This is a genomic window from Micromonospora sp. AKA38 (assembly GCF_027925725.1).
Taxonomy (GTDB): Bacteria; Actinomycetota; Actinomycetes; order Mycobacteriales; family Micromonosporaceae; genus Micromonospora.
The window spans coordinates 154,903-173,713 of record NZ_BNEI01000003.1 but is presented as its reverse complement, the minus strand read 5'-3'; the positions used below and the strand labels follow the sequence as shown (position 1 = coordinate 173,713).

Here is an 18,811-nt window from a genome sequence, read left to right as displayed (position 1 = left end):
GCCATGACCAGCCAGGTGCGCGGTGTCCAATTGGCGCGGCTGCTCGGCCAGTGGCACGCGCTGCCCGGCCGGCGGCGCAGCCCGGACTACGTCGCGCTCTCCGCCGCTGTCCGTGGCCTGCTCGCCGATGGCCGGCTGCCCCTGGGGGTACGCCTGCCGGCCGAGCGGGAACTGGCCGAGGCGCTCCGGATCAGCCGGACCACCGTCACCGCGGCGTACCGGGAACTGCGGGAGAGCGGCCACCTGGCGAGCCGGCGCGGCGCTGGGAGCTGGACCATGCTGCCGGGCACCCACCGGGTGGCCAGCACCGGCCTCTGGACGCCGCTCGACGACCGGGACATGATCGACCTCGGGGTCGCCGCGCTCTCCGCCCCGCCGCAGCTCGTCCCCGCCGCCCGCGCGGCGGCCGAGGACCTGCCCCGCTATCTCGGCGGCGCGGGCTACCACCCCACCGGCATCATCGAGCTGCGCGAGGCGGTGGCCCGCGGCTACACCGAGCGTGGCCTCCCCACCAGCCCCGAGCAGATCATGGTCACCAGCGGCACCCAGCACGCACTGGACCTGGTGCTCCGGCTGGCGCTGTCCCCCGGCGGCGGGGTGCTCGTGGAGTCGCCCACCTACCCCAACGCGCTCGCCGCGCTCGCCGCCCGGCGGGCCCGGATCGCCACGCACGGGCTCTCCGACGACGGCTGGGACGCCGACCTGCTGCTCGGCAGCCTCCGGCAGACCCGGCCCAAGCTGGCGTACGTGATCCCGGAGTTCCACAACCCGACCGGTCACCTGATGGCGGCCGACCTGCGCGAGCGGCTGGTCGGCGCGGCCCATGCCGCCGGCACCGACCTGGTGGTGGACGAGTCCTTCGTCGACCTGCCGCTGGACGACACCCCGCTGCCGCCGCCGGTGGCGGTCTTCGACAGGCACTCCCGGGTGATCAGCATCGGCGGGATGAGCAAGCCCTACTGGGGCGGGCTGCGGATCGGCTGGGTCCGCGCCTCCGCGCCGCAGGTGCAGCGACTGGCCGCGGCCCGGGTCGGCGTGGACATGGCCAGTCCGGTCCTCGACCAGCTCGTCGCGGTGCACCTGCTGGCCCAGGCGCCGGCCATCGTGGCGGCCCGCCGGACCCAGCTCGCCGGCCAGCGGGACGCGCTGGTCGCCGCGCTCGCCGACCGGCTGCCCGACTGGCGGTTCCGGGTGCCGCGGGGCGGCGTCACGCTCTGGGCCGAGCTGGACGGCCCGATCTCCAGCGCGTTGGCCCGGGCGGCCGAGGAGGTCGGCGTACGGCTGGCGCCCGGCCCACGGTTCGGCCTGGACGGCACGCTGGAGCGGTTCCTCCGGCTGCCGTTCACGCTGCCCGCCGCGGAGCTGGCGGAGGCGGTCGGGCGGCTCGCCGCGGTCCGCTACGACCTGGACCGGGCCGGCCGGCCGCAGTGGCGGGAGCCGAGCGTCATCGCCTGAGCGACCGTTCCCGTTCCGGTGGTTGCCGGCGGAACCGGGTCCGGCGACGGCGTCGTGCCCGCAGACTGCCCGGGTGGGGAACCGGAGCGACGCCCGCTGGTCGTGGGCGATACGCGCAGCCGCGCCCGGCTCCCGCACCACCCGGCTGGAACTCTTCTACGACCTGGTCTTCGTCTTCGCGTTCCTCAGCGTCACCACGCTGACCGCCACCGTACTGACCCCGGTCAACCTCTACCGCTTCCTGCTGGTGCTGGCGCTGCTCTGGTGGTCGTGGACCGGCTTCGCGCGGGTGGGCAACGCCTGCCGCGCCGACCAGGGCATGCTGCCGCTTGTCGGCTTCGTGACCGTGGCGGCCACGTTCCTGCTCGTGCTCAGCGCGCCCGGCGCGTTCCAGGACCGTCCCGGCGGCCTGCCCGGCCCGCTGGTCTTCGCCGGCTGCTACTTCGTGATCCGGATGGCCCAACTCACCGTGTTCGGCCGGGTGGACCGGGCCGACCCGGTGCGTCGTCGGCGGTTCCTGCTGCGCGTCCTGGTGCCGGTCGTGGCCACCGTGCTGCTCGTGCTCGCCGGCGTCGTCCGGGCCTGGCTGCCCGACGGCCGGTTCGCGGTCGGGCTGCAACTGGCGCTCTGGACGCTCGCGGTGCTTGTCGAGTACGGGGTCGGGACCACCGTGGCCTGGCACTGGTGGGTGGTGGTCTCCGCCGGGCACTGGGCGGAACGGCACGCGCTGATGGTGCTCGTCGCGCTCGGCGAGTCGATCATCGCGCTGGGGCTCGGCCCGAAGACCGGGCTGCCGCTGACCGGTCCGGTGGCGGTGGCCGCGCTGCTCGGCATCGCGATCGTGGCGGCGCTGTGGTGGGCGTACTTCGACACGCTGGCGTTCGCGCTGGAGCAGGCGCTGCACCACGCCCGGGACCGGAACGCCCGGCTGCGGCTGAGCCGCTCGGTCTACACGTTCCTGCACCTGCCGATGGTCACCGGGACGATCCTCTACGCGCTCGGCCTCAAGGACCTGCTCGCCGAGGTCGCCGACCCGGACACCCCGCCCTGGGGGTGGCCGTTGGGCGACTTCTGGGGTGGCGTCCTCTTCGGCGGGGTGGCGCTCTACCTGCTCAGCATCGCCGGCTGCTGGTGGTTGGCGGTGCGCGAGGTGCACCGTCCGCTGCTGGTCACGGTGGCGGCGCTGGTCGTGGTCGGCCCGTTCGCGTTCCGGATCTCGGAGGTGGCCGCGCTGGGCGTGCTGGCGGTGCTCGCCGGCGCCGGCGTCACCTGGGAGACGCGCAGCGAGGACGGCCGCCGCCGCCGGGTGCGTCAGCTCGCGCTGGAGGAGCAGGTGGCCGCCGAGACCGAGCAGAGCCGGTGGCGCCGGGAACACCTGTGACCGGCGCGGGCCGCGGGGGCCGGTCCCGCGCGGGCCGTGCCCCGGGACGGTGGGGCACGGCCGGCGCGGCGCCGGGGGCACGTCACAGCTCGGCGAGCGTGCCCTCGTACATCTTGTCGATCTCGCCGGCGAAGTTGGTCTCCACGCTGCGGCGCTTGATCTTCAGCGACGGGGTGACCTCGCCGTCGGCGATGGTCAGGTCGCGGGGGAGGATCGTCACCTTCTTGATCGTCTCCCAGCGGTTGAGCTTGGCGTTCAGCTCGTCCACGTAGCCCTCGACCATCGTCCGCGCCTCGGGAGAGGTGACGATCGTGGTGTAGTCGCGCCCCTCCAGCGGGGTGCCGGCGGCCCAGCCCTTGATCGCGTCCGGGTCCAGCGTGACCAGCATCGTGCAGTAGTTGCGGGCCTGCCCGATCACCACCGCCTGCGAGGTGTACGGGCAGATCGCCTTGAACATGCCCTCAATGTGCGACGGCGCGACGTACTTGCCGCCGGACGTCTTGACCAGGTCCTTCTTGCGGTCGGTGATGCGCAGGTAGCCGTCGTCGTCGAGCGTGCCGATGTCGCCGGTGCGGAAGTAGCCGTCGTCGGTGAACGCCTCGGCGGTCTCCCCGGGCAGGTTGTGGTAGCCCCGCATCACCGGCCGGCCCCGGACCAGGATCTCGCCGTCGGTGTCGATCCGGCACTCCAGGTCGCCCATGGCCCGGCCCACGCTGCCGATCTTGAGACCGTCCGGCGGGTTGACGAACGCGCCGGCGCTGGTCTCGGTGAGGCCGTACCCCTCCGAGATGGGCAGGTTGGCGGCGGCGAAGAAGGTGGCGATCTCCTTGCTCAGCGGCGCCGCGCCGGAGACCAGGACCCGCATCCGGCCGCCCAGCCGGGCCTGGAGCTTGCTGAAGACCAGCTTCTCGGCGAGCGCGTACTTCATCCGCAGCCCGGTCGGGACCGGCTTGCCGGCCTGCTCCAGCGCGACCTTCTCCTTGCCGACCGCGACGCCCCAGCCGAAGATCTTCGCCTTCGCGCCGCCCGCGCCCTGCGCGGTGGTGACCGCCTTGTTGTAGACCTTCTCGAAGACCCGGGGCGCGCCGCACATCAGCGTCGGCCGGACCACGCCGAGCAGGTCGACCAGCCTGTCCACCCGCCCGTCGACGTAGGTGGGCAGCCCGACGTGGGTGGCGCCGCAGAGCAGCGTCTTGCCGAACGAGTGGGACAGCGGCAACCACAGGTACTGCAGGTCGTCGACGCGCAGCAGGCCCAGCTCGGCCTGCGCGACGCCCTCCCAGCACCACCCGCCGTGCAGCAGCTCCACGCCCTTGGGCCGGCCGGTGGTGCCCGACGTGTAGATCAGGGTGGCCAGGTGGTCCGGGCCGATGCCGGCGACCAGCTCGTCGATCAGGCCGGGCGTGGCGGCCAGCGCGGCGGTGCCGCGTTCCTCCAGCTCGGCGAGCGTGAGCTGGGGAACGGTGGCCGCCGGGTCGGCCGCGCCGTCGAGGAGCACCACGTGGGTCAGCGCCGGCAGCTCCGCGCCGGCGATCTTCGCGGCCTGGGCCGGGTTCTCCGCGAACAGCACCCGCGACCCCGAGTCGGCGAGAATGTACGCCGCCTCCTCGGGCTCGGTGGTGGGGTAGACGGTGGTGGTGGCCCCGCCGGCGCACATCACGCCGAAGTCGGCGAGCACCCACTCCAGCCGCGTGTTGGCCAGGATCGCCACCGGGTCCTCGAGGCCCACACCCAGCCCGTGCAGCCCGGCCGCGATCGCCTTGGCGCGCTGCCCGACCTGCTCCCACGTCAACCAGACCGGGCCCGAGTCGTCGGGTGCGGGGTGGGCGAAGGCGTGCCGGTCGGGGGAGTCCGCCACGCGCTTGAGGAACATGTCCGGTACGGAACGGTACGGTACATCGAGAGCCATCGTGGAAGCCGCCTTCAGGGGTGGAGGGACGTGACGGGGGTCACGCCGGTCTGCGGTTACCGAAGAGTATTGCCTGCACCGGGGCAGCGGCTAGTGCGGATCGGCCGGGGTTCGGGCTCAGGCGTACCGGGTGGCGGCGCGGGACCAGTCGTAGGTGGCCCGGATCCAGTCCCGGCGGGTGGCGAGGAACGCGCGTACCCCGTCGTCGGCGGCGACGGTCAGCGCCTCGTCCCGTTCCGCGTACGCCGCCAGCGCCGCGTTGAACCGGGTCGCCGCTGCGCGCAGCGCCGCCGCCTCGTCCTGACCGGTCTCGCCGGCGATGGTGGTGACCAGGTTGTGCGCCGGCGGGGCGACGCCGCGCTCCTTGCCGTAGGAGAACAGGTCGTTGCACCAGCAGACCAGGTCGGCGGCGAGGGCGTCCAACGCGGCCAGCGCCGGATCGGCCCGCCGGGCGGGGCCGGGGCGCGCCGGGTGGGCCAGGTCGGTCACCGTGAAGCCGGGGCGTACGCCGCCGGTGTGCCGGCGCATCTGCACGTACTCGGCCACCCCGGGCACCCGCCGGTGCTCCCGGTTGGCCGCCTCCCAGAGCAGCGCCAGCAGGTATTCGCGCAACTGGCCGACCAGGCGCAGCAGCAGCGCGGGCCGCTGCACGTCGCGGGCCCGCCGGCACAGGTCGTCGAGCGCCACCGCCAGCGGGCCACCGGCCGGGACGGGCGCGGCCGGGTCGCCGTGCCGGTCCAGCACGCTCAACAGCGCCGCCACGGTGGGGGCCAGCCGGGTGGGGTCCGCGCCCAGGCCGTCGTCGTCGCAGGCGTCGTCCACCACGAACAGCCAGTTGATCAGGTCGGTGAGCAGGCGCAGGCCCGCCGGGGAGGCCTCCGGGCCGGCCCGTCCGGCCAGCTCCGCGGCGTGCGCGCCGGCCAGTCGGCGCCGCCCGGCCGGGTCACGGACCAGGCCGAGGTCGCGTACCCAGCCGGCGCTCTCCGCGGTGACCCGCTCGACGGCAGGGTGCCGCCGCGCCGGGAAGGGCGGTTCGTGCAGCGCCGAGAGCGCGAAGCCACGCATCCGAGCCCCCTGTCCGCCGCCCGCGAAGCGGGGCGGCGGGCAGGAGCGTACGGCAGAATTGATCGGCAATCATCACTGGGATGTGCGCTTTTCGTGATAGCGCGGTAACGGGATGCCTACGCTGCGTCAAAGCCCCAGCTCGGCCGCGCGCAGCCGCTCCGCCGGCCCGGCCGGGCCCTCCACCTGGACCCGGGCCACCCGCTGCCGGCCGGTGAGGAACAGCACCAGCTCGCCCGGCGCGCCGACCAGCCGCAGCCGCTCGCCGCCCCGGCCGACCCGCAGCTCGCCGTGCCCCGGCGCCTGCACCAGCACCTCGGCCGGAAACCGCCGCAGCGCCATCCGGGCCAGCAGGGCGACCCGCTTCCAGAGCACCGCCTGCTGCCCGGCCGGCAGGTCGCGCGGGTGCCAGCCGGGCCGGGCGCGGCGCACGTCCTCGTGGTGGATGAAGAACTCCATGCCGTTGGCCAGCTCGTCGGTGAGCGGATTGCTCACCGGGCTCCACACCGGCGGGCGGCGGACCCGGGCGACCAGGTCGGCGTACGGACCGGCGGCGACCCGCAGGCGCACCGCCTCGGCATACCCCCGCAGCGGCGGCAGCAGGATCCCGCCGGCCGCGTCCGGCCGGCGCTCCCGCACCAGCAGGTGCGCCGCCAGGTCACGGGTGGTCCACCCCTCGTTGACCGTCGGCGCGTCCGGTCCCAGTTCCAGCATCAGATCGGCGAGCGCCTCGCGCTCCGCTCGGGCGTACCGCGGCATGGCCCGATCGTAGGCCCGCCGGGCCCGATCGGCGCGCCATGGCCGACGCGGCGTTCCCGGGCCGCCGGTCGCGGCCCGCCGTCCGGCCCCGGTCGGCGCGAACGTGACGGCGGACATATCCCGGCCGGGTCGGCGTACGCGGCGACGAGCGGTAAGGATGGGGGAGAAAACTGTGGCTTACGGCGGGGGAGAGCGTGGCGAGCGGGACAAGTCGGGACGTGCTCGGCAAGGGGCTCAGGGTGCTCGGCCGGGCGATCCGGGAGCAACCACGGATCTTCGCGGTGGCGGTCAGCGGCAGTGTGCTCTTCGGCCTCCTCGTCATCGCCAGCGCGTACGTGGTCGGCGCGGTGGTCGGCGACGTGGTGGTGCCGGCGGTCGAACGCGGCGCGGTGGCCGGCGGCGCCCTCGCGCTCGCCGCGTCGGCGCTGTTCGGGATCAGCGTGCTGCGGGTGGTCGGCATCTTCGGCCGGCGGCTCGGCGCCGGTTACATGCAGTACCGGCTCCAGGCCGCCTACCGTCGCCGGGTCACCCGCCGCTACCTCGACCTGCCGCTGGCCTGGCACCACCGCAACTCCACCGGCACGCTGCTGTCCAACGCCAACTCCGACGTGGAGGCCGCCTGGTACCCGATCGCGCCGCTGCCGTTCGCGGTCGGCACGCTGGTGATGCTGGTCGGCGCCGTGGCCTCGCTGTTCGTCACCGACTGGGCGCTCGCCCTGGTCGGCCTCGCCGTCTTCCCCGCGCTGTTCGCCCTCAACGTGGTCTACTCCCGCCGGATGGCACCCCGCCAGGCTCGCGCCCAGCGGCTGCGCGCCGAGGTCAGCGGCATCGCGCACGAGAGCTTCGACGGCGCGTTGGTGGTCAAGACCATGGGCCGGGAGTCCCAGGAGACGGCCCGCTTCGCCGCCCGCGCCGGTGACCTGCGCGACGCGTTGATCTCCGTCGGCCGGCTGCGCGGCGTCTTCGACCCGATGCTGGAGACCCTGCCCAGCCTCGGCACGCTCGCCGTGCTGGTGGTCGGCGCGGTCCGGCTCCAACAGGGCGCGATCACGGTGACCGAGCTGGTCAGCGTCGCGTTCCTGTTCACCGTGCTGGCCTTCCCGGTGCGGGCGATCGGCTGGGTGCTGGCCGAGCTGCCGCGCAGCGTCGCCGGCTGGGAGCGGGTCAGCCGGGTCCTGGACGCCACCGGCGAGATGCCGTACGGCGACGTGACGCTCGACCCGGCCCGCCGGGAGCCGGCCACGCTGGGCTTCGCCGACGTCCACTTCGGGTACGAGCCGGCCGAGGCGCACCGGCCCGGCACGGAGGTGCTCGGCGAGGTGACGTTCACGGTGCCGGCCGGGAAGACGGTGGCCCTGGTCGGTCCGACCGGCTCCGGCAAGTCCACCATCGCGTCGCTGGCCGTGCGGCTGGTCGATCCGGACCGTGGCCGCGTCACGCTGGACGGCGTCGACGTGCGCGAGCTGACCGCCGCCTCGCTCGCCGCCACGGTGGCGCTGGTGGCCCAGGTGCCGTTCGTCTTCGACGACACGGTCCGGGCCAACATCACGCTCGACCGGGCCGGCGTCGGCGACGACGAGGTGTGGGCCGCGCTGCGGCTGGCCGAGGCGGACGGCTTCGTCGCCGCCCTGCCGGACGGGCTGGACACCATGGTCGGTGAGCGGGGCACCTCGCTCTCCGGCGGGCAGCGGCAACGGCTCACGCTGGCCCGGGCGCTCGCCGGCCGGCCCCGGCTGCTGGTGCTCGACGACGCCACCAGCGCCGTCGACCCGCGGGTCGAGGCGGCCATCCTGGCCGGCCTGCGCGCCCCCGGCGACGGGGGCGCGTCGATCCTGGTGGTGGCGTACCGGCGGGCCACCATCGCGCTCGCCGACGAGGTGATCTACGTGGAGCAGGGCCGGGTGGTCGCCCGCGGCACGCACCCCGAGCTGCTGGCCACCGTGCCCGGGTACGCCGACCTGGTCACCGCGTACGAGCAGGCCGAACAGGAACGCGAGCAGAACCGCACGTACGACGAGGTCACGCCGGTGCCGTCCGGTCTGGAGATGGAGGTGGACCGGTGAGCGCGAGGAGTGCAGCGAAGCGGAGCCCCGCAGTCGCGAACGGAAGGCGGGTCCGGTGACGAGCACGATCACGGCCGAGCGGTCTGAGTCGACCTGGGGGACGCTGCGGCGCGGGTTGGCGCTCTCGCCGGAGCTGAAGACCGGGCTGGCCGGCACGTTGGCGTTGGCGCTTGTCTACATGGTCGGCCGGGTGGCGGTGCCGGTGGCGGTGCAGCGCGGCATCGACCACGGCATCGTCGGCGGGCTCGACCTGGGCGTCATCTCGCTGACCGTGGCGGTCACCGTCGCCGTGCTGGTGGTCACCACCGCCTGCGGCTACCTGATGATGCGTCGGCTGTTCACGGTCAGCGAGACCGCGCTGGCCGGCGTGCGGACCCGCGCGTTCCGGCACGTGCACGACCTGTCCATGCTGCACCAGCAGTCCGAGCGGCGCGGGTCGCTGGTCTCCCGGGTCACCAGCGACGTCGACCAGATCACCCAGTTCCTCCAGTGGGGCGGCGTGATCCTCCTGGTCAACCTGGGGCAACTGCTGGTGACCACCGCCGTGATGCTGGCGTACTCCTGGCAGTTGACGCTCGTGGTGCTCGTCGCGTTCGCGCCCGCGGTGCTGATCATCCGGCTGTTGCAGCGCCGGCTGGCCGGCGCGTACGGGCTGGTCCGGCAGCGGACCGGCACGCTGCTCGGCGCGATCGGCGAGAGCGTGGTCGGCGCGCCGGTGATCCGGGCGTACGGGATCGCCGGGCGCACCGCCCGCCGGCTGGACGCGGCGATCGACGGGCAGCGGCTGGCCCAGCAGCGGGCCATCCGGATCAGCATCCTGGGCAGCTCGGTCGGCGAGCTGGCCGCCGGCCTGGCGCTGGCCGGCGTGGTGGTGGTCGGGGTGAGCCTGGGCGTCGACCGGACGCTGTCGGTCGGCCAGCTCACCGCGTTCCTGTTCCTGGTCACGCTCTTCATCCAGCCGGTGCAGATCGCCACCGAGGTGCTCAACGAGGCGCAGAACGCGATCGCCGGCTGGCGTCGGGTGCTCGACGTGCTGGACGTCGAGCCGGACGTGGCCGACCCGGGCGAGCGGGGCCGGGAGCTGCCGTCCGGTCCGCTCGACGTCCGCTTCGCCCAGGTGACGTTCGCCTATCCGGGCGGGCCGCCGGTGCTGCACGACGTGACGCTGGACATCGCGGCGAAGAGCCGGGTGGCGGTGGTCGGCGAGACCGGCAGCGGCAAGACCACCTTCGCCAAGCTGCTCACCCGGCTGATGGACCCGACCGAGGGCGAGGTGCTGCTCTCCGGCGTCGACCTGCGTCAGGTCCGCTTCGACTCGCTGCGCGCCCGGGTGGTGATGGTGCCGCAGGACGGTTTCCTGTTCGACGCCACGGTCGGGGAGAACGTCCGGTTCGCCCGCCCGGAGCTGTCCGACGCCCGGCTCACCGCCGCCTTCACCGAGTTGGGCCTGGCCGACTGGCTGGACGGGCTGCCGGCCGGGCTGGACACCCCGGTGGGCGAGCGCGGCGAGGCGCTCAGCGTCGGCGAGCGGCAGCTCGTGGCGCTGGCCCGCGCGTACGTGGCCGACCCGGACCTGCTGGTGCTCGACGAGGCGACCAGCGCGGTCGACCCGGCCACCGAGGTGCGCCTGCAACGCACGCTGGACGCGGTGACCCGGGGGCGCACCACGCTGGCCATCGCGCACCGGCTCTCCACCGCGCAGGCGGCGGACGAGGTGATCGTGGTGGACCGGGGCCGGATCGTGCAGCGCGGCTCGCACGAGGAACTGGTCCGGGACACCGACTCGGTCTACGCCCTGCTCTACGCCTCCTGGCTGGAGCAGACCCGCTAGCCGGCGTCGGTCGGCCCGCCCGGGGCCAGCGGGCCGGTGAGGTAGCGCTGCACGGTCGGGCCGATGGTGGCGGCCAGCGTGTCCGGGGTCGCGGAGGCGACCGGTTCCAGGCGGATCACGTAGCGCATCATGGCCAGGCCGGCGACCTGGGTGGCCACCAGCGCGCCCCGCAGCGGCTCCTCGGCCGGGTCGAGGTCGAGCTGGTCGACGACCCGGCGCAGGATCTGGGTGGTGAGGAACTCGCGCAGCAGGCGGGCGGTCCACTGGTTGCTCACCGCGGAGCGGAGCAGCGCCACCGCGGCGGCGCCGGCCGGCGAGTCCCACACGCTCAGGAACGTGCGGACCAGCCGTTCGCCGACCTCGTCCCGGCCGCCGGCCAGCACCCGGGGCACCAGCTCGGCCGGGTCGACCGGGATCGCCATGGCGGCGCGGAACAGCTCCTCCTTGGCGCCGAAGTAGTGGTGCACCAGCGCCGGGTCCACGCCGGCGGCGGCGGCGACCGTCCGGATTCCGGTGGCGTCGAAGCCGCGCTCGGCGAACGCGTCCCGGGCCGCGGCGAGGATCGCCTCCCGGGTGTCCGGGTTGCCGGGCCGCCGCCCGGTGCGACGCGGTCTTCTCGGCTGCGCCGTCGGCTCGGCGTCGCGACGCGGGGTCATCCGCTGCGCCGGCGCAGCGTCGCGGCGGCCAGCACCAGCGCGACCACCGCCGCGCCGGCCACGATCGCCACGTCGCGCCACATGGTGCCGGTCGGCTCGGCGTGCGCGCCGACCTCCTGGAGCGCTTCGACCGCGTACGACAGCGGCAGCACGTCGCTGACGGCCTGGAGCCAGCCGGCCATCTGGCCGCGGGGCACGAACAGCCCGCAGAGCAGCAGTTGCGGGGCGACCACGACCGGCATGAACTGCACCGCCTGGAACTCGGTGCGGGCGAACGCGGAGCAGAACAGGCCGAGCGCCACGGCCAGCACCGCGTTCACGCCGGCGATCAGCACGACCAGCCACGGGCTGCCGGCGGTGTCCAGCCCGAACACCTGGTAGGCCACCAGCGAGGCGACGGTGGACTGGAGCACCCCGGCCAGCCCGAACGCGATGCCGTAGCCGAAGAGCAGGTCCAGCTTGCCCAGCGGCGTGGTGAGCAGCCGTTCCAGCGTGCCGGTGGTGCGCTCGCGGAGCATGGCGATGCTGGTCACCAGGAACATGATGATGAACGGGAAGAAGCCCAGCATGATCAGCGCGACCCGGTCGAAGGTGCGCGGCGCGCCGGGCGGGGTGGGCTGGTCGACGTACATGAAGTAGACCAGCGTGAGCAGCACCGCCGGCACCACGACGAGCAGCGCGACGGTGCGCCTGTCGTGCCGGAGCTGACGCAGGATCCGCCCGGTCGTGGCGGCCAGGATGCGCCCGTTCACGAGGTGGCCTCCGATTCGCCGTCGCGGATCAGGCGCAGGAACGCCTCCTCCAGGTCGTCCACGCCGGTGGCGGCGCGGACCGCGGCCGGGGTGTCGTCGGCGACCAGCCGGCCCTCGCGGATCAGCAGCAGCCGGTCGCAGCGGGCCGCCTCGTCCATCACGTGACTGGAGACCAGCAGCGTGGTGCCGGTGGCGGCCATGGCGTGGAAGCGGGCCCACAGGTCGGCCCGCAGCACCGGGTCCTGGCCGACCGTGGGCTCGTCGAGGACGACCAGCTCCGGGTCGCCGACCAGGGCACAGGCGAGCGACGCGCGGCTGCGTTGGCCGCCGGAGAGCGTGCCGACCAGTTGGTCGGCCGCCCCGGCCAGCCCGACGTCGGACACCGCGCGGTCGGCGTCGGCACGGCCCCGGCCCTGGAGCACGGCGAAGTAGCGGGCGTTCTCCCGGACCGTGAGGTCGGCGTAGACGCTCGGCGCCTGGGTCAGGTAGCCCACCCGGTGGCGCAGCTCGGCCGTGCCGGCGGGCCGACCGAGCACGTCGACCGTGCCGGCGTCGACCGTCTGCACGCCGACCACCGCGCGCATCAGCGTGGTCTTGCCGCTGCCGCTGGGCCCGAGCAGCCCGGTGACCGTGCCGCGGGGCACGGCGCAGCTGATGCCGTGCAGCACCCGCCGCCCGCCCCGGTCGACCACCAGGCCACGGACCGCCACCGCGTCGTCCATGTCCGCCTCCGACAATTCATCTACCGTTGAAATCAACGGTAGATGAATTCCATCGGCCGGGCAATGCTGTTGACTTCGAGTGGGCTCGAACTGGAAGCCTGAATCGGTGGACATCGGTATCCGGGAGAAGAGCCTCAGCGTCGGCGAGGCGGCGCAGCGGGTCGGCCTGACCACCTACACGCTGCGCTGGTACGAGCAGGAGGGGCTGGTCGCGCCGGTCGGGCGGGACTCCGCCGGCCGCCGGCGCTACACCGAGGCGGACGTCAACTGGCTGTTCCTGCTCCTGCGGCTGCGCCGGACCGGGATGCCGGTGCGCGACATGCGCCGCTACGCCGAGCTGGCCCGGCAGGGCGACCGTACGCTCGGCGCGCGGCGGGCGCTGTTCGAGGCGCACCGGGCCCGGGTGCTGGCCCGGATGGCCGAGCTGACCGAGGATCTCAAGGCCCTCGACCACAAGATCGACCTGTACCGGCAGGCCGAAGAGGAACTGGGCTAAGCCACCCGCACCGGACACCCGGTCCGCCATCGGGCATTGCGCTTGAGATCGGACTTCCGGCACCATGTCGCGGTGGGTCCCGCTTCGTTGCCCGAGTTCCGATTCCTCGACGACTGGGCCACCCGCCTGCGCCGGGCCGCGAACCGACCGGTCGTCGGGATCATGCTGCGCGGCAGCCACGCCCGACGGGCCGCCACCGAGCACAGCGACGTCGACGTGGACGTGCTCGTCGCCACCGACGAGGAGCGTCCCGCCTCGACGGCCCCGGCCCGCCCCACCGGCGCGTACGCGAGCCGGGACGCCTACCTGGCCGAGTTCGACGGCCGGCTGGTGCACGTCTCGGTGGCCTCCCGGGACGTCCGCTCCTGGGTGCGCCGGCTCGGGCAGCCCGCCGACTGGGCGTTCGGGCTGCCGGTCACCGCGCCCGCCCGGCTGCTCTGGGCGGTGCCGGAGTGGCGCCGCCGGATCGACCTGCCGGTGCTCTGCCAGCCCGCCGACGAGCCGCGCCTGGAGGACCTGGTCGCCACGCTCGGCAAGGTGGCCGGGGCGCACTGGGCCGGCGACGCCCCCGGGGTCCGGCTCGCGGCGGCCGACCTGGCCCGGCTCTGCCCCTCGGTGCTCCGGCTGGCCAACCCGGCCGTCCGGGTGGTGTCCCGTCGGGCCGCGCTGACCGCCGCGCTGGACCTGCCGGTGGCCCCGCCCGGCTACCGCGCCGACATGCTGCTCTGCCTCGGGCTGCGCGCCGGTGATCCGGCCGAGGTCGGGGCCGCCGCCGGCCGCCTGGTTACCGGCATCGTCCCGCTGGTCCGCCCGTACGCCGGGGAGGTCGCCGCGGTGGCCGGCGCGGACCTGGCCGAGGCGCTCGCCGACGGTCGGGTGGACCGCTACCTCGGTCAGCTCAGCCGGACGCTGCACGCGGCGCCACCGGCGACCCGGGACACGTCGACGGTGCCGGCGCCACGTGCGGGAGAATGGTCAACCGTGCCCGCCTCTGACGCGCCCGTGACCGGCGCCTCCGCCCGCTCCGCCGCCGGCCCGGCCCGGCCCTCCCAGCTCGACCCGGCCATCGCGGCCAGGCTCCGCCGCACCCCGGACGGTCTGGTCGCCGCCGTGGTCCGCGCCCACGACTCGGGTGAGGTGCTGATGGTCGCCTGGATGGACGACGAGGCGCTGCACCGCACGCTCACCAGCGGCCGGGCCACCTACTGGTCGCGCAGCCGGGGGGAGTACTGGGTCAAGGGCGCGACCTCCGGCCACCACCAGTACGTCCGCTCGGTCGCGCTGGACTGCGACGGCGACGCGCTGCTGGTCAGCGTGGAGCAGGTGGGCGCGGCCTGCCACACCGGTCACCGCACCTGCTTCTTCACCGAGTTGCCGGTCAGCTCGCCGGGGGTGACCCCGTGACCGACACCGCGGTCGGCCCGCCCGCCGTCCGGGGCCGGCGCGAGCTGGCGTACGCGGTGCTGCTCTGCCTGGCCGGCGCGGGCCTGGCCGCCTGGGCGGTGACCCGGAGCTGGTCGACCGACCCGACCGCCGGTGGTTCCCTCGCACCTGGGCGGTCGGGCCGCACCGGCGCGGACCTGCTGCCGTGGGTGTCGGCGCTGGCCTACGTCGGGTTGGCCGGCGGCGGCGCGGTGCTGGCCACCGGGGGGCGGCTGCGCCGGCTGCTCGGCGTGCTGCTGGCGGTCGTCGGGCTGGCCGTCGCGGTCGGTGGCGGGGTCGGTCTCGGCGAGCCCGGGGTCAGCCGGCTCTGGCCGGCGCTGGTGCTGGTGGGCGGTCTGGCGCTCGCGACCGGCGGGGCGTTCACCGCGTGGCGGGCCGGGCGGTGGCCGGCGATGGGCGCCCGGTACGAGCGGCGGGCCGGGTCGACCGGCCTCGCCGACGCGGACCGGCCGGCGGTCGAACGGGGCACCCGGGACGCGTGGGACGCGCTGGACCGGGGCGAGGACCCGACGGTCAGCTGACCGGCTGGGCCTCGCGCGTCGCCCGGCGGTCCCGGGCCGCGGCCCGGGCGGCGGCCAGCTCGGCCACCAGCCGCTCCAACTCGCGGCGTTGCGCGGCCCGGGCCCGGTCGGCGCAGACCGCCTCCCAGGCGTTGCCCCGGGCGGTACGCGTCCGGCCGTCACCGGCCACCGCGCGTTCGAGCGTGTGCACCACGCCGACGGCGAGTGAGGCGACGGTTCGGGAGACGGTGGTCAACCCGATGTTCTGGTGCGGCCCGTTGGCGCTCATGGTTCACCCCACACGAGATCGTTCGGCTTCGGTCGGCAGCGGCCTCGTCGAGTCTGCCCTGCGACGATGGTGTCCGGCTCACGTTTCGCCACCGTGAAGCGCAGGTCAACGCTCCCGCACGCGGGGCGACCTGCACAGGGGCGGAAGTCCTTGACCTTGGTCACAGCGGGCCGGACGTCGGGCTGCGAGGTCGGGCCGGGCGTGGTGAGATGGGTCATGGGCGATGGTCGATGCATGCGGTGGCGCTGCGTGACACCGCGTTCACCCGAAGTCGGCCATCATGCCACAGCCCATGTCGTGAGGTGCGCCATACCCCCCGGCACGTGTCGCCAGGTGGCGCCACCTAGCATCGGCCCATGACACCCGGAGAGGGGAGTCCGTTGGTGACTGCTGAGCATGCGCACGCGGAGGGGGACGACGCCGGAGCGGCGCCGTCCGCAGGGGTGCTCGACGAGATCCTGGCCGGGGTGCGCGAGGACGTGGCCCGGCGGCAGGAACAGCTCCCGCTGGAGCGGATCCGTGAGCTGGCCGCCGCCGCGCCGCCACCGATCGACGCGTACGCGGCGCTGCGCCGACCCGGCGTGGCCGTGATCGCGGAGGTGAAGCGCTCGTCGCCGTCCAAGGGGCGGCTGGCCGAGATCGCGAACCCGGCCGACCTGGCCAGCGACTACGCGGCCGGTGGCGCGCGGGCGATCAGCGTGCTGACCGAGGGCCGCTGGTTCGGCGGGTCGCTTGACGACCTGGCCGCGGTCCGGGCCGCGGTGAACGTGCCGGTGCTGCGCAAGGACTTCGTGGTCTCCAGCTACCAGGTGCACGAGGCCCGCGCGCACGGCGCCGACCTGGTGCTGCTGATCGTCGCCGCGTTGGAGCAGAACGCGCTGGTCGGGCTGCTGGAGCGGATCGAGTCGCTGGGCATGACCGCGCTCGTCGAGGTGCACACCGAGGAAGAGGCGGACCGGGCCCTGGAGGCCGGCGCGCAGGTGATCGGCGTCAACGCCCGCGACCTGCGTACCCTGGAGGTCGACCGGTCGGTGTTCGAGCGGATCGCGCCCGGGCTGCCGAGCCGCGTCGTCAAGATCGCCGAGTCGGGCGTGCGCGGTCCGCACGACCTGATCCGGTACGCCTCGGCCGGCGCCGACGCCGTCCTGGTTGGCGAGGGCCTGGTCACCCAGAAGAGCCCCCGCGAGGCGGTCGCCGAGCTGGTCAACGCCGGGAACCACCCGGCCACGCCCCGCCCGGTGCGCTGACCCGCGCCGGGCCCACCCGAACCGAGAGGACGCCCGCGATGAGCGCCGCACCCGCTGCCGGCCAGGTTCCCGACGCCGCCGGCCACTTCGGCCGGTTCGGCGGCCGGTTCGTCCCCGAGGCGCTTGTCGCCGCGCTCGACGAGCTGGACGCGGCGTACCGCAAGGCGATGGGGGACGAGGAGTTCCTCGCCGAGTTCGACGCGCTGCTGCGCGACTACGCCGGCACCCCCTCGATGCTGTACGAGGCCCGGCGGCTCTCCGCCCAGGTGGGGGCGCGCGTCCTGCTCAAGCGGGAGGACCTCAACCACACCGGCGCCCACAAGGTCCGCAACGTGCTCGGCCAGGCGCTGCTCACCCGGCGGATGGGCAAGCGGCGGGTGATCGCGGAGACCGGCGCCGGCCAGCACGGCGTGGCCACCGCGACCGCCGCCGCGCTGTTCGATCTCGAGTGCGTGGTCTACATGGGCGCGGTGGACACCGAGCGGCAGGCGCTCAACGTGGCCCGGATGCGGATGCTCGGCGCCACCGTGATCCCGGTGACGGCCGGCTCGCGCACGCTCAAGGACGCGATGAACGAGGCGATGCGCGACTGGGTCGCCAACGTCGAGGACACCCACTACCTGATCGGCACCGCCGCCGGGCCGCACCCGTTCCCGGAGATGGTCCGGGACTTCGTGCGCGGCATCGGCGTGGAGGCCCGCCAGCAGTGCCTGGACCTGACCGGCGCGCTGCCGGACGCGGTCGCGGCCTGTGTCGGCGGCGGCTCCAACGCGCTGGGCATCTTCCACGCCTTCGTGCCCGACGCCGGGGTGCGACTCTACGGCTTCGAGGCCGGCGGCGAGGGTGTGGAGTCCGGCCGGCACGCGGCCAGCATCACCGGCGGCTCGTCGGGCGTGCTGCACGGCACCCGCACCTACGTCCTGCAGAACGCCGACGGCCAGACCATCGAGTCGCACTCGATCTCGGCCGGTCTGGACTACCCGGGCGTCGGGCCGGAGCACGCCTGGCTGCACGACACGGGCCGGGCCACCTACCTGCCCGTCGACGACGCCGAGGCGATGGCCGCGTTCGAGCTGCTCTGCCGCACCGAGGGGATCATCCCGGCGATCGAGAGCGCGCACGCGCTGGCCGGCGCCCGCAAGATCGCCCCGGAACTCGCCGCCGAGTTGGGCCGGGAGCCGGTGATCGTGGTCAACCTCTCCGGCCGTGGCGACAAGGACGTGCACACCGCCGGCGCGTACTTCGGCATCCTCGACAAGGAGTGAGAGCGTGAGTCGCATCGGGGTCGCCTTCGACAAGGCCCGGGCCGACGGGCGGGCCGTGCTGGTCGGCTGCATGCCGGCCGGCTTCCCCACGGTCGAGGGCAGCATCGCCGCCATGACCGCCATGGTCGAGGCGGGCGTCGACGTCGTCGAGGTGGAGATCCCCTACTCCGACCCGGTGATGGACGGGCCGGTCATCCAGAAGGCCAGCGACATCGCGTTGGCCGGCGGCGTGCGCACCGCCGACGCGCTGCGCGTCATCGAGGCGGTGGCCGCGACCGGCGCGCCGGTGGTCACCATGACCTACTGGAACCCGATCGAGCAGTACGGCGTCGACGCGTTCGCCCGCGACCTGGCCGCCGCCGGCGGCACCGGGCTCATCACGCCGGACCTGATCCCCGACGAGGCGGCCGAGTGGCTGGCCGCCTCCGAGGCGCACGGCCTGGACCGGACGTTCCTGGTGTCGCCGTCCTCCACCGACGCACGCCTGCGGATGACCGCCGAGCACTGCCGCGGTTTCGTCTACGCCACCGCGATCATGGGCGTGACCGGCGCCCGCGCCCAGACCTCCGAGGCGGCGCCGGTCCTGGTCTCCCGGCTGCGCGAGGTCACCGACCTGCCGGTCGGCGTCGGGCTGGGCGTGGGCACCGGCGCGCAGGCCGCCACCGTCGCCGGGTACGCCGACGCGGTGATCGTGGGCAGCGCGCTGGTCCGCTGCGTGCTCGACGCGCCGGACGAGGCCGCCGGCCTGGACGCGCTGCGCACGCTCAGCACCGAACTCGCCGAGGGCGTCCGCAACCCCGTTCGCTGACCCCCGTCGTCGGCCTGTCGTCGGTCCCTGCCGCAGCTCGCCGTCGGTCGATCCCGGCGGTGATTCGTGATGCGCTCGCCCCGACGCGGTCCATGCCGTCCGGCTCTTCGGCGTGGGCAGGACGGGGATGCCAGTCTTCGCCTACGAACTTGATGGCGTGGATGGGTCAGGCG

General features: G+C 74.6%; 17 protein-coding genes and 1 pseudogene. 11 read left to right on the top strand and 7 right to left on the bottom strand.

What is annotated here, in order from left to right:
• Positions 1-3 precede the first annotated feature (3 nt).
• Positions 4-1,455, top strand: coding sequence for a MocR-like transcription factor YczR (gene yczR, locus TPA0908_RS09155; protein WP_281936545.1), 1,452 nt, complete (start codon positions 4-6; stop codon positions 1,453-1,455).
• Between the two features lie 73 nt (positions 1,456-1,528).
• Entirely contained in the window at positions 1,529-2,836 is a 1,308-nt protein-coding gene (locus tag TPA0908_RS09150; protein WP_281936543.1) for a low temperature requirement protein A, read from the top strand.
• 82 nt (positions 2,837-2,918) lie between these two features.
• Here the strand turns inward: TPA0908_RS09150 and TPA0908_RS09145 are convergent, their stop codons facing one another.
• From TPA0908_RS09145 to TPA0908_RS09135, 3 genes are all read right to left on the bottom strand, one after another.
• Positions 2,919-4,745 carry an AMP-dependent synthetase/ligase gene (locus tag TPA0908_RS09145; RefSeq protein WP_281936541.1) on the bottom strand — a complete coding sequence of 609 codons (1,827 nt, stop codon included), beginning with the start codon at positions 4,743-4,745 and terminating at the stop codon, positions 2,919-2,921.
• A 117-nt stretch (positions 4,746-4,862) separates the two neighbouring features.
• Positions 4,863-5,810 carry a terpene synthase family protein gene (locus TPA0908_RS09140; RefSeq protein WP_281936539.1) on the bottom strand — a complete coding sequence of 316 codons (948 nt, stop codon included), beginning with the start codon at positions 5,808-5,810 and terminating at the stop codon, positions 4,863-4,865.
• Between the two features lie 126 nt (positions 5,811-5,936).
• Positions 5,937-6,566: a TIGR03085 family metal-binding protein gene (locus TPA0908_RS09135; protein ID WP_281936536.1), complete on the bottom strand. Its 630-nt coding sequence runs from the start codon at positions 6,564-6,566 to the stop codon at positions 5,937-5,939.
• A gap of 194 nt (positions 6,567-6,760) precedes the next feature.
• Here TPA0908_RS09135 and TPA0908_RS09130 point away from each other — a divergent pair, with 194 nt between their 5' ends.
• Entirely contained in the window at positions 6,761-8,629 is a 1,869-nt protein-coding gene (locus TPA0908_RS09130) for an ABC transporter ATP-binding protein (protein WP_281936534.1), read from the top strand.
• 55 nt (positions 8,630-8,684) lie between these two features.
• Complete coding sequence (locus tag TPA0908_RS09125) at positions 8,685-10,460, top strand: ABC transporter ATP-binding protein (protein WP_281936532.1); 1,776 nt, start codon at positions 8,685-8,687, stop codon at positions 10,458-10,460.
• Here the strand turns inward: TPA0908_RS09125 and TPA0908_RS09120 are convergent.
• The 3 genes from TPA0908_RS09120 to TPA0908_RS09110 are packed head-to-tail and all read right to left on the bottom strand — an operon-like array spanning position 10,457 to position 12,590.
• A complete protein-coding gene (locus tag TPA0908_RS09120; RefSeq protein ID WP_281936530.1) occupies positions 10,457-11,116 on the bottom strand; it encodes a TetR/AcrR family transcriptional regulator in 660 nt (219 codons plus the stop codon). The two genes, TPA0908_RS09125 and TPA0908_RS09120, sit on opposite strands and share 4 nt — an antisense overlap.
• A complete protein-coding gene (locus TPA0908_RS09115; RefSeq protein ID WP_107157573.1) occupies positions 11,113-11,868 on the bottom strand; it encodes an ABC transporter permease in 756 nt (251 codons plus the stop codon). Before TPA0908_RS09115 ends, TPA0908_RS09120 begins: the two co-directional genes overlap by 4 nt.
• On the bottom strand, positions 11,865-12,590 hold the full coding sequence (locus TPA0908_RS09110) for an ABC transporter ATP-binding protein (protein ID WP_281936526.1): 726 nt from the start codon (positions 12,588-12,590) through the stop codon (positions 11,865-11,867). Before TPA0908_RS09110 ends, TPA0908_RS09115 begins: the two co-directional genes overlap by 4 nt.
• 106 nt (positions 12,591-12,696) lie before the next feature.
• On the opposite strand from TPA0908_RS09110, the gene TPA0908_RS09105 reads away from it, so the two are divergent.
• From TPA0908_RS09105 to TPA0908_RS09090, 4 genes and pseudogenes are all read left to right on the top strand, one after another.
• Entirely contained in the window at positions 12,697-13,086 is a 390-nt protein-coding gene (locus TPA0908_RS09105; RefSeq protein WP_281936523.1) for a MerR family transcriptional regulator, read from the top strand.
• A 162-nt stretch (positions 13,087-13,248) separates the two neighbouring features.
• Positions 13,249-13,887, top strand: a pseudogene (locus tag TPA0908_RS09100) (phosphoribosyl-AMP cyclohydrolase); the annotation flags it as partial.
• Between the two features lie 180 nt (positions 13,888-14,067).
• Complete coding sequence (gene hisI / locus TPA0908_RS09095) at positions 14,068-14,490, top strand: phosphoribosyl-AMP cyclohydrolase (RefSeq protein ID WP_281938494.1); 423 nt, start codon at positions 14,068-14,070, stop codon at positions 14,488-14,490.
• Complete coding sequence (locus TPA0908_RS09090) at positions 14,487-15,050, top strand: Trp biosynthesis-associated membrane protein (RefSeq protein WP_281936521.1); 564 nt, start codon at positions 14,487-14,489, stop codon at positions 15,048-15,050. Before hisI ends, TPA0908_RS09090 begins: the two co-directional genes overlap by 4 nt.
• Here the strand turns inward: TPA0908_RS09090 and TPA0908_RS09085 are convergent.
• On the bottom strand, positions 15,043-15,318 hold the full coding sequence (locus tag TPA0908_RS09085; protein WP_281936519.1) for a hypothetical protein: 276 nt from the start codon (positions 15,316-15,318) through the stop codon (positions 15,043-15,045). The genes TPA0908_RS09090 and TPA0908_RS09085 overlap by 8 nt on opposite strands.
• A gap of 443 nt (positions 15,319-15,761) precedes the next feature.
• On the opposite strand from TPA0908_RS09085, the gene trpC reads away from it, so the two are divergent.
• The 3 genes from trpC to trpA are packed head-to-tail and all read left to right on the top strand — an operon-like array spanning position 15,762 to position 18,638.
• Positions 15,762-16,565, top strand: coding sequence for an indole-3-glycerol phosphate synthase TrpC (gene trpC, locus TPA0908_RS09080; RefSeq protein ID WP_281938492.1), 804 nt, complete (start codon positions 15,762-15,764; stop codon positions 16,563-16,565).
• Between the two features lie 38 nt (positions 16,566-16,603).
• A complete protein-coding gene (trpB, locus tag TPA0908_RS09075) occupies positions 16,604-17,830 on the top strand; it encodes a tryptophan synthase subunit beta (protein ID WP_281936517.1) in 1,227 nt (408 codons plus the stop codon).
• Positions 17,831-17,834: 4 nt separating this feature from the next.
• On the top strand, positions 17,835-18,638 hold the full coding sequence (trpA, locus tag TPA0908_RS09070) for a tryptophan synthase subunit alpha (RefSeq protein ID WP_281936515.1): 804 nt from the start codon (positions 17,835-17,837) through the stop codon (positions 18,636-18,638).
• The last annotated feature ends 173 nt before the right edge of the window (positions 18,639-18,811 follow it).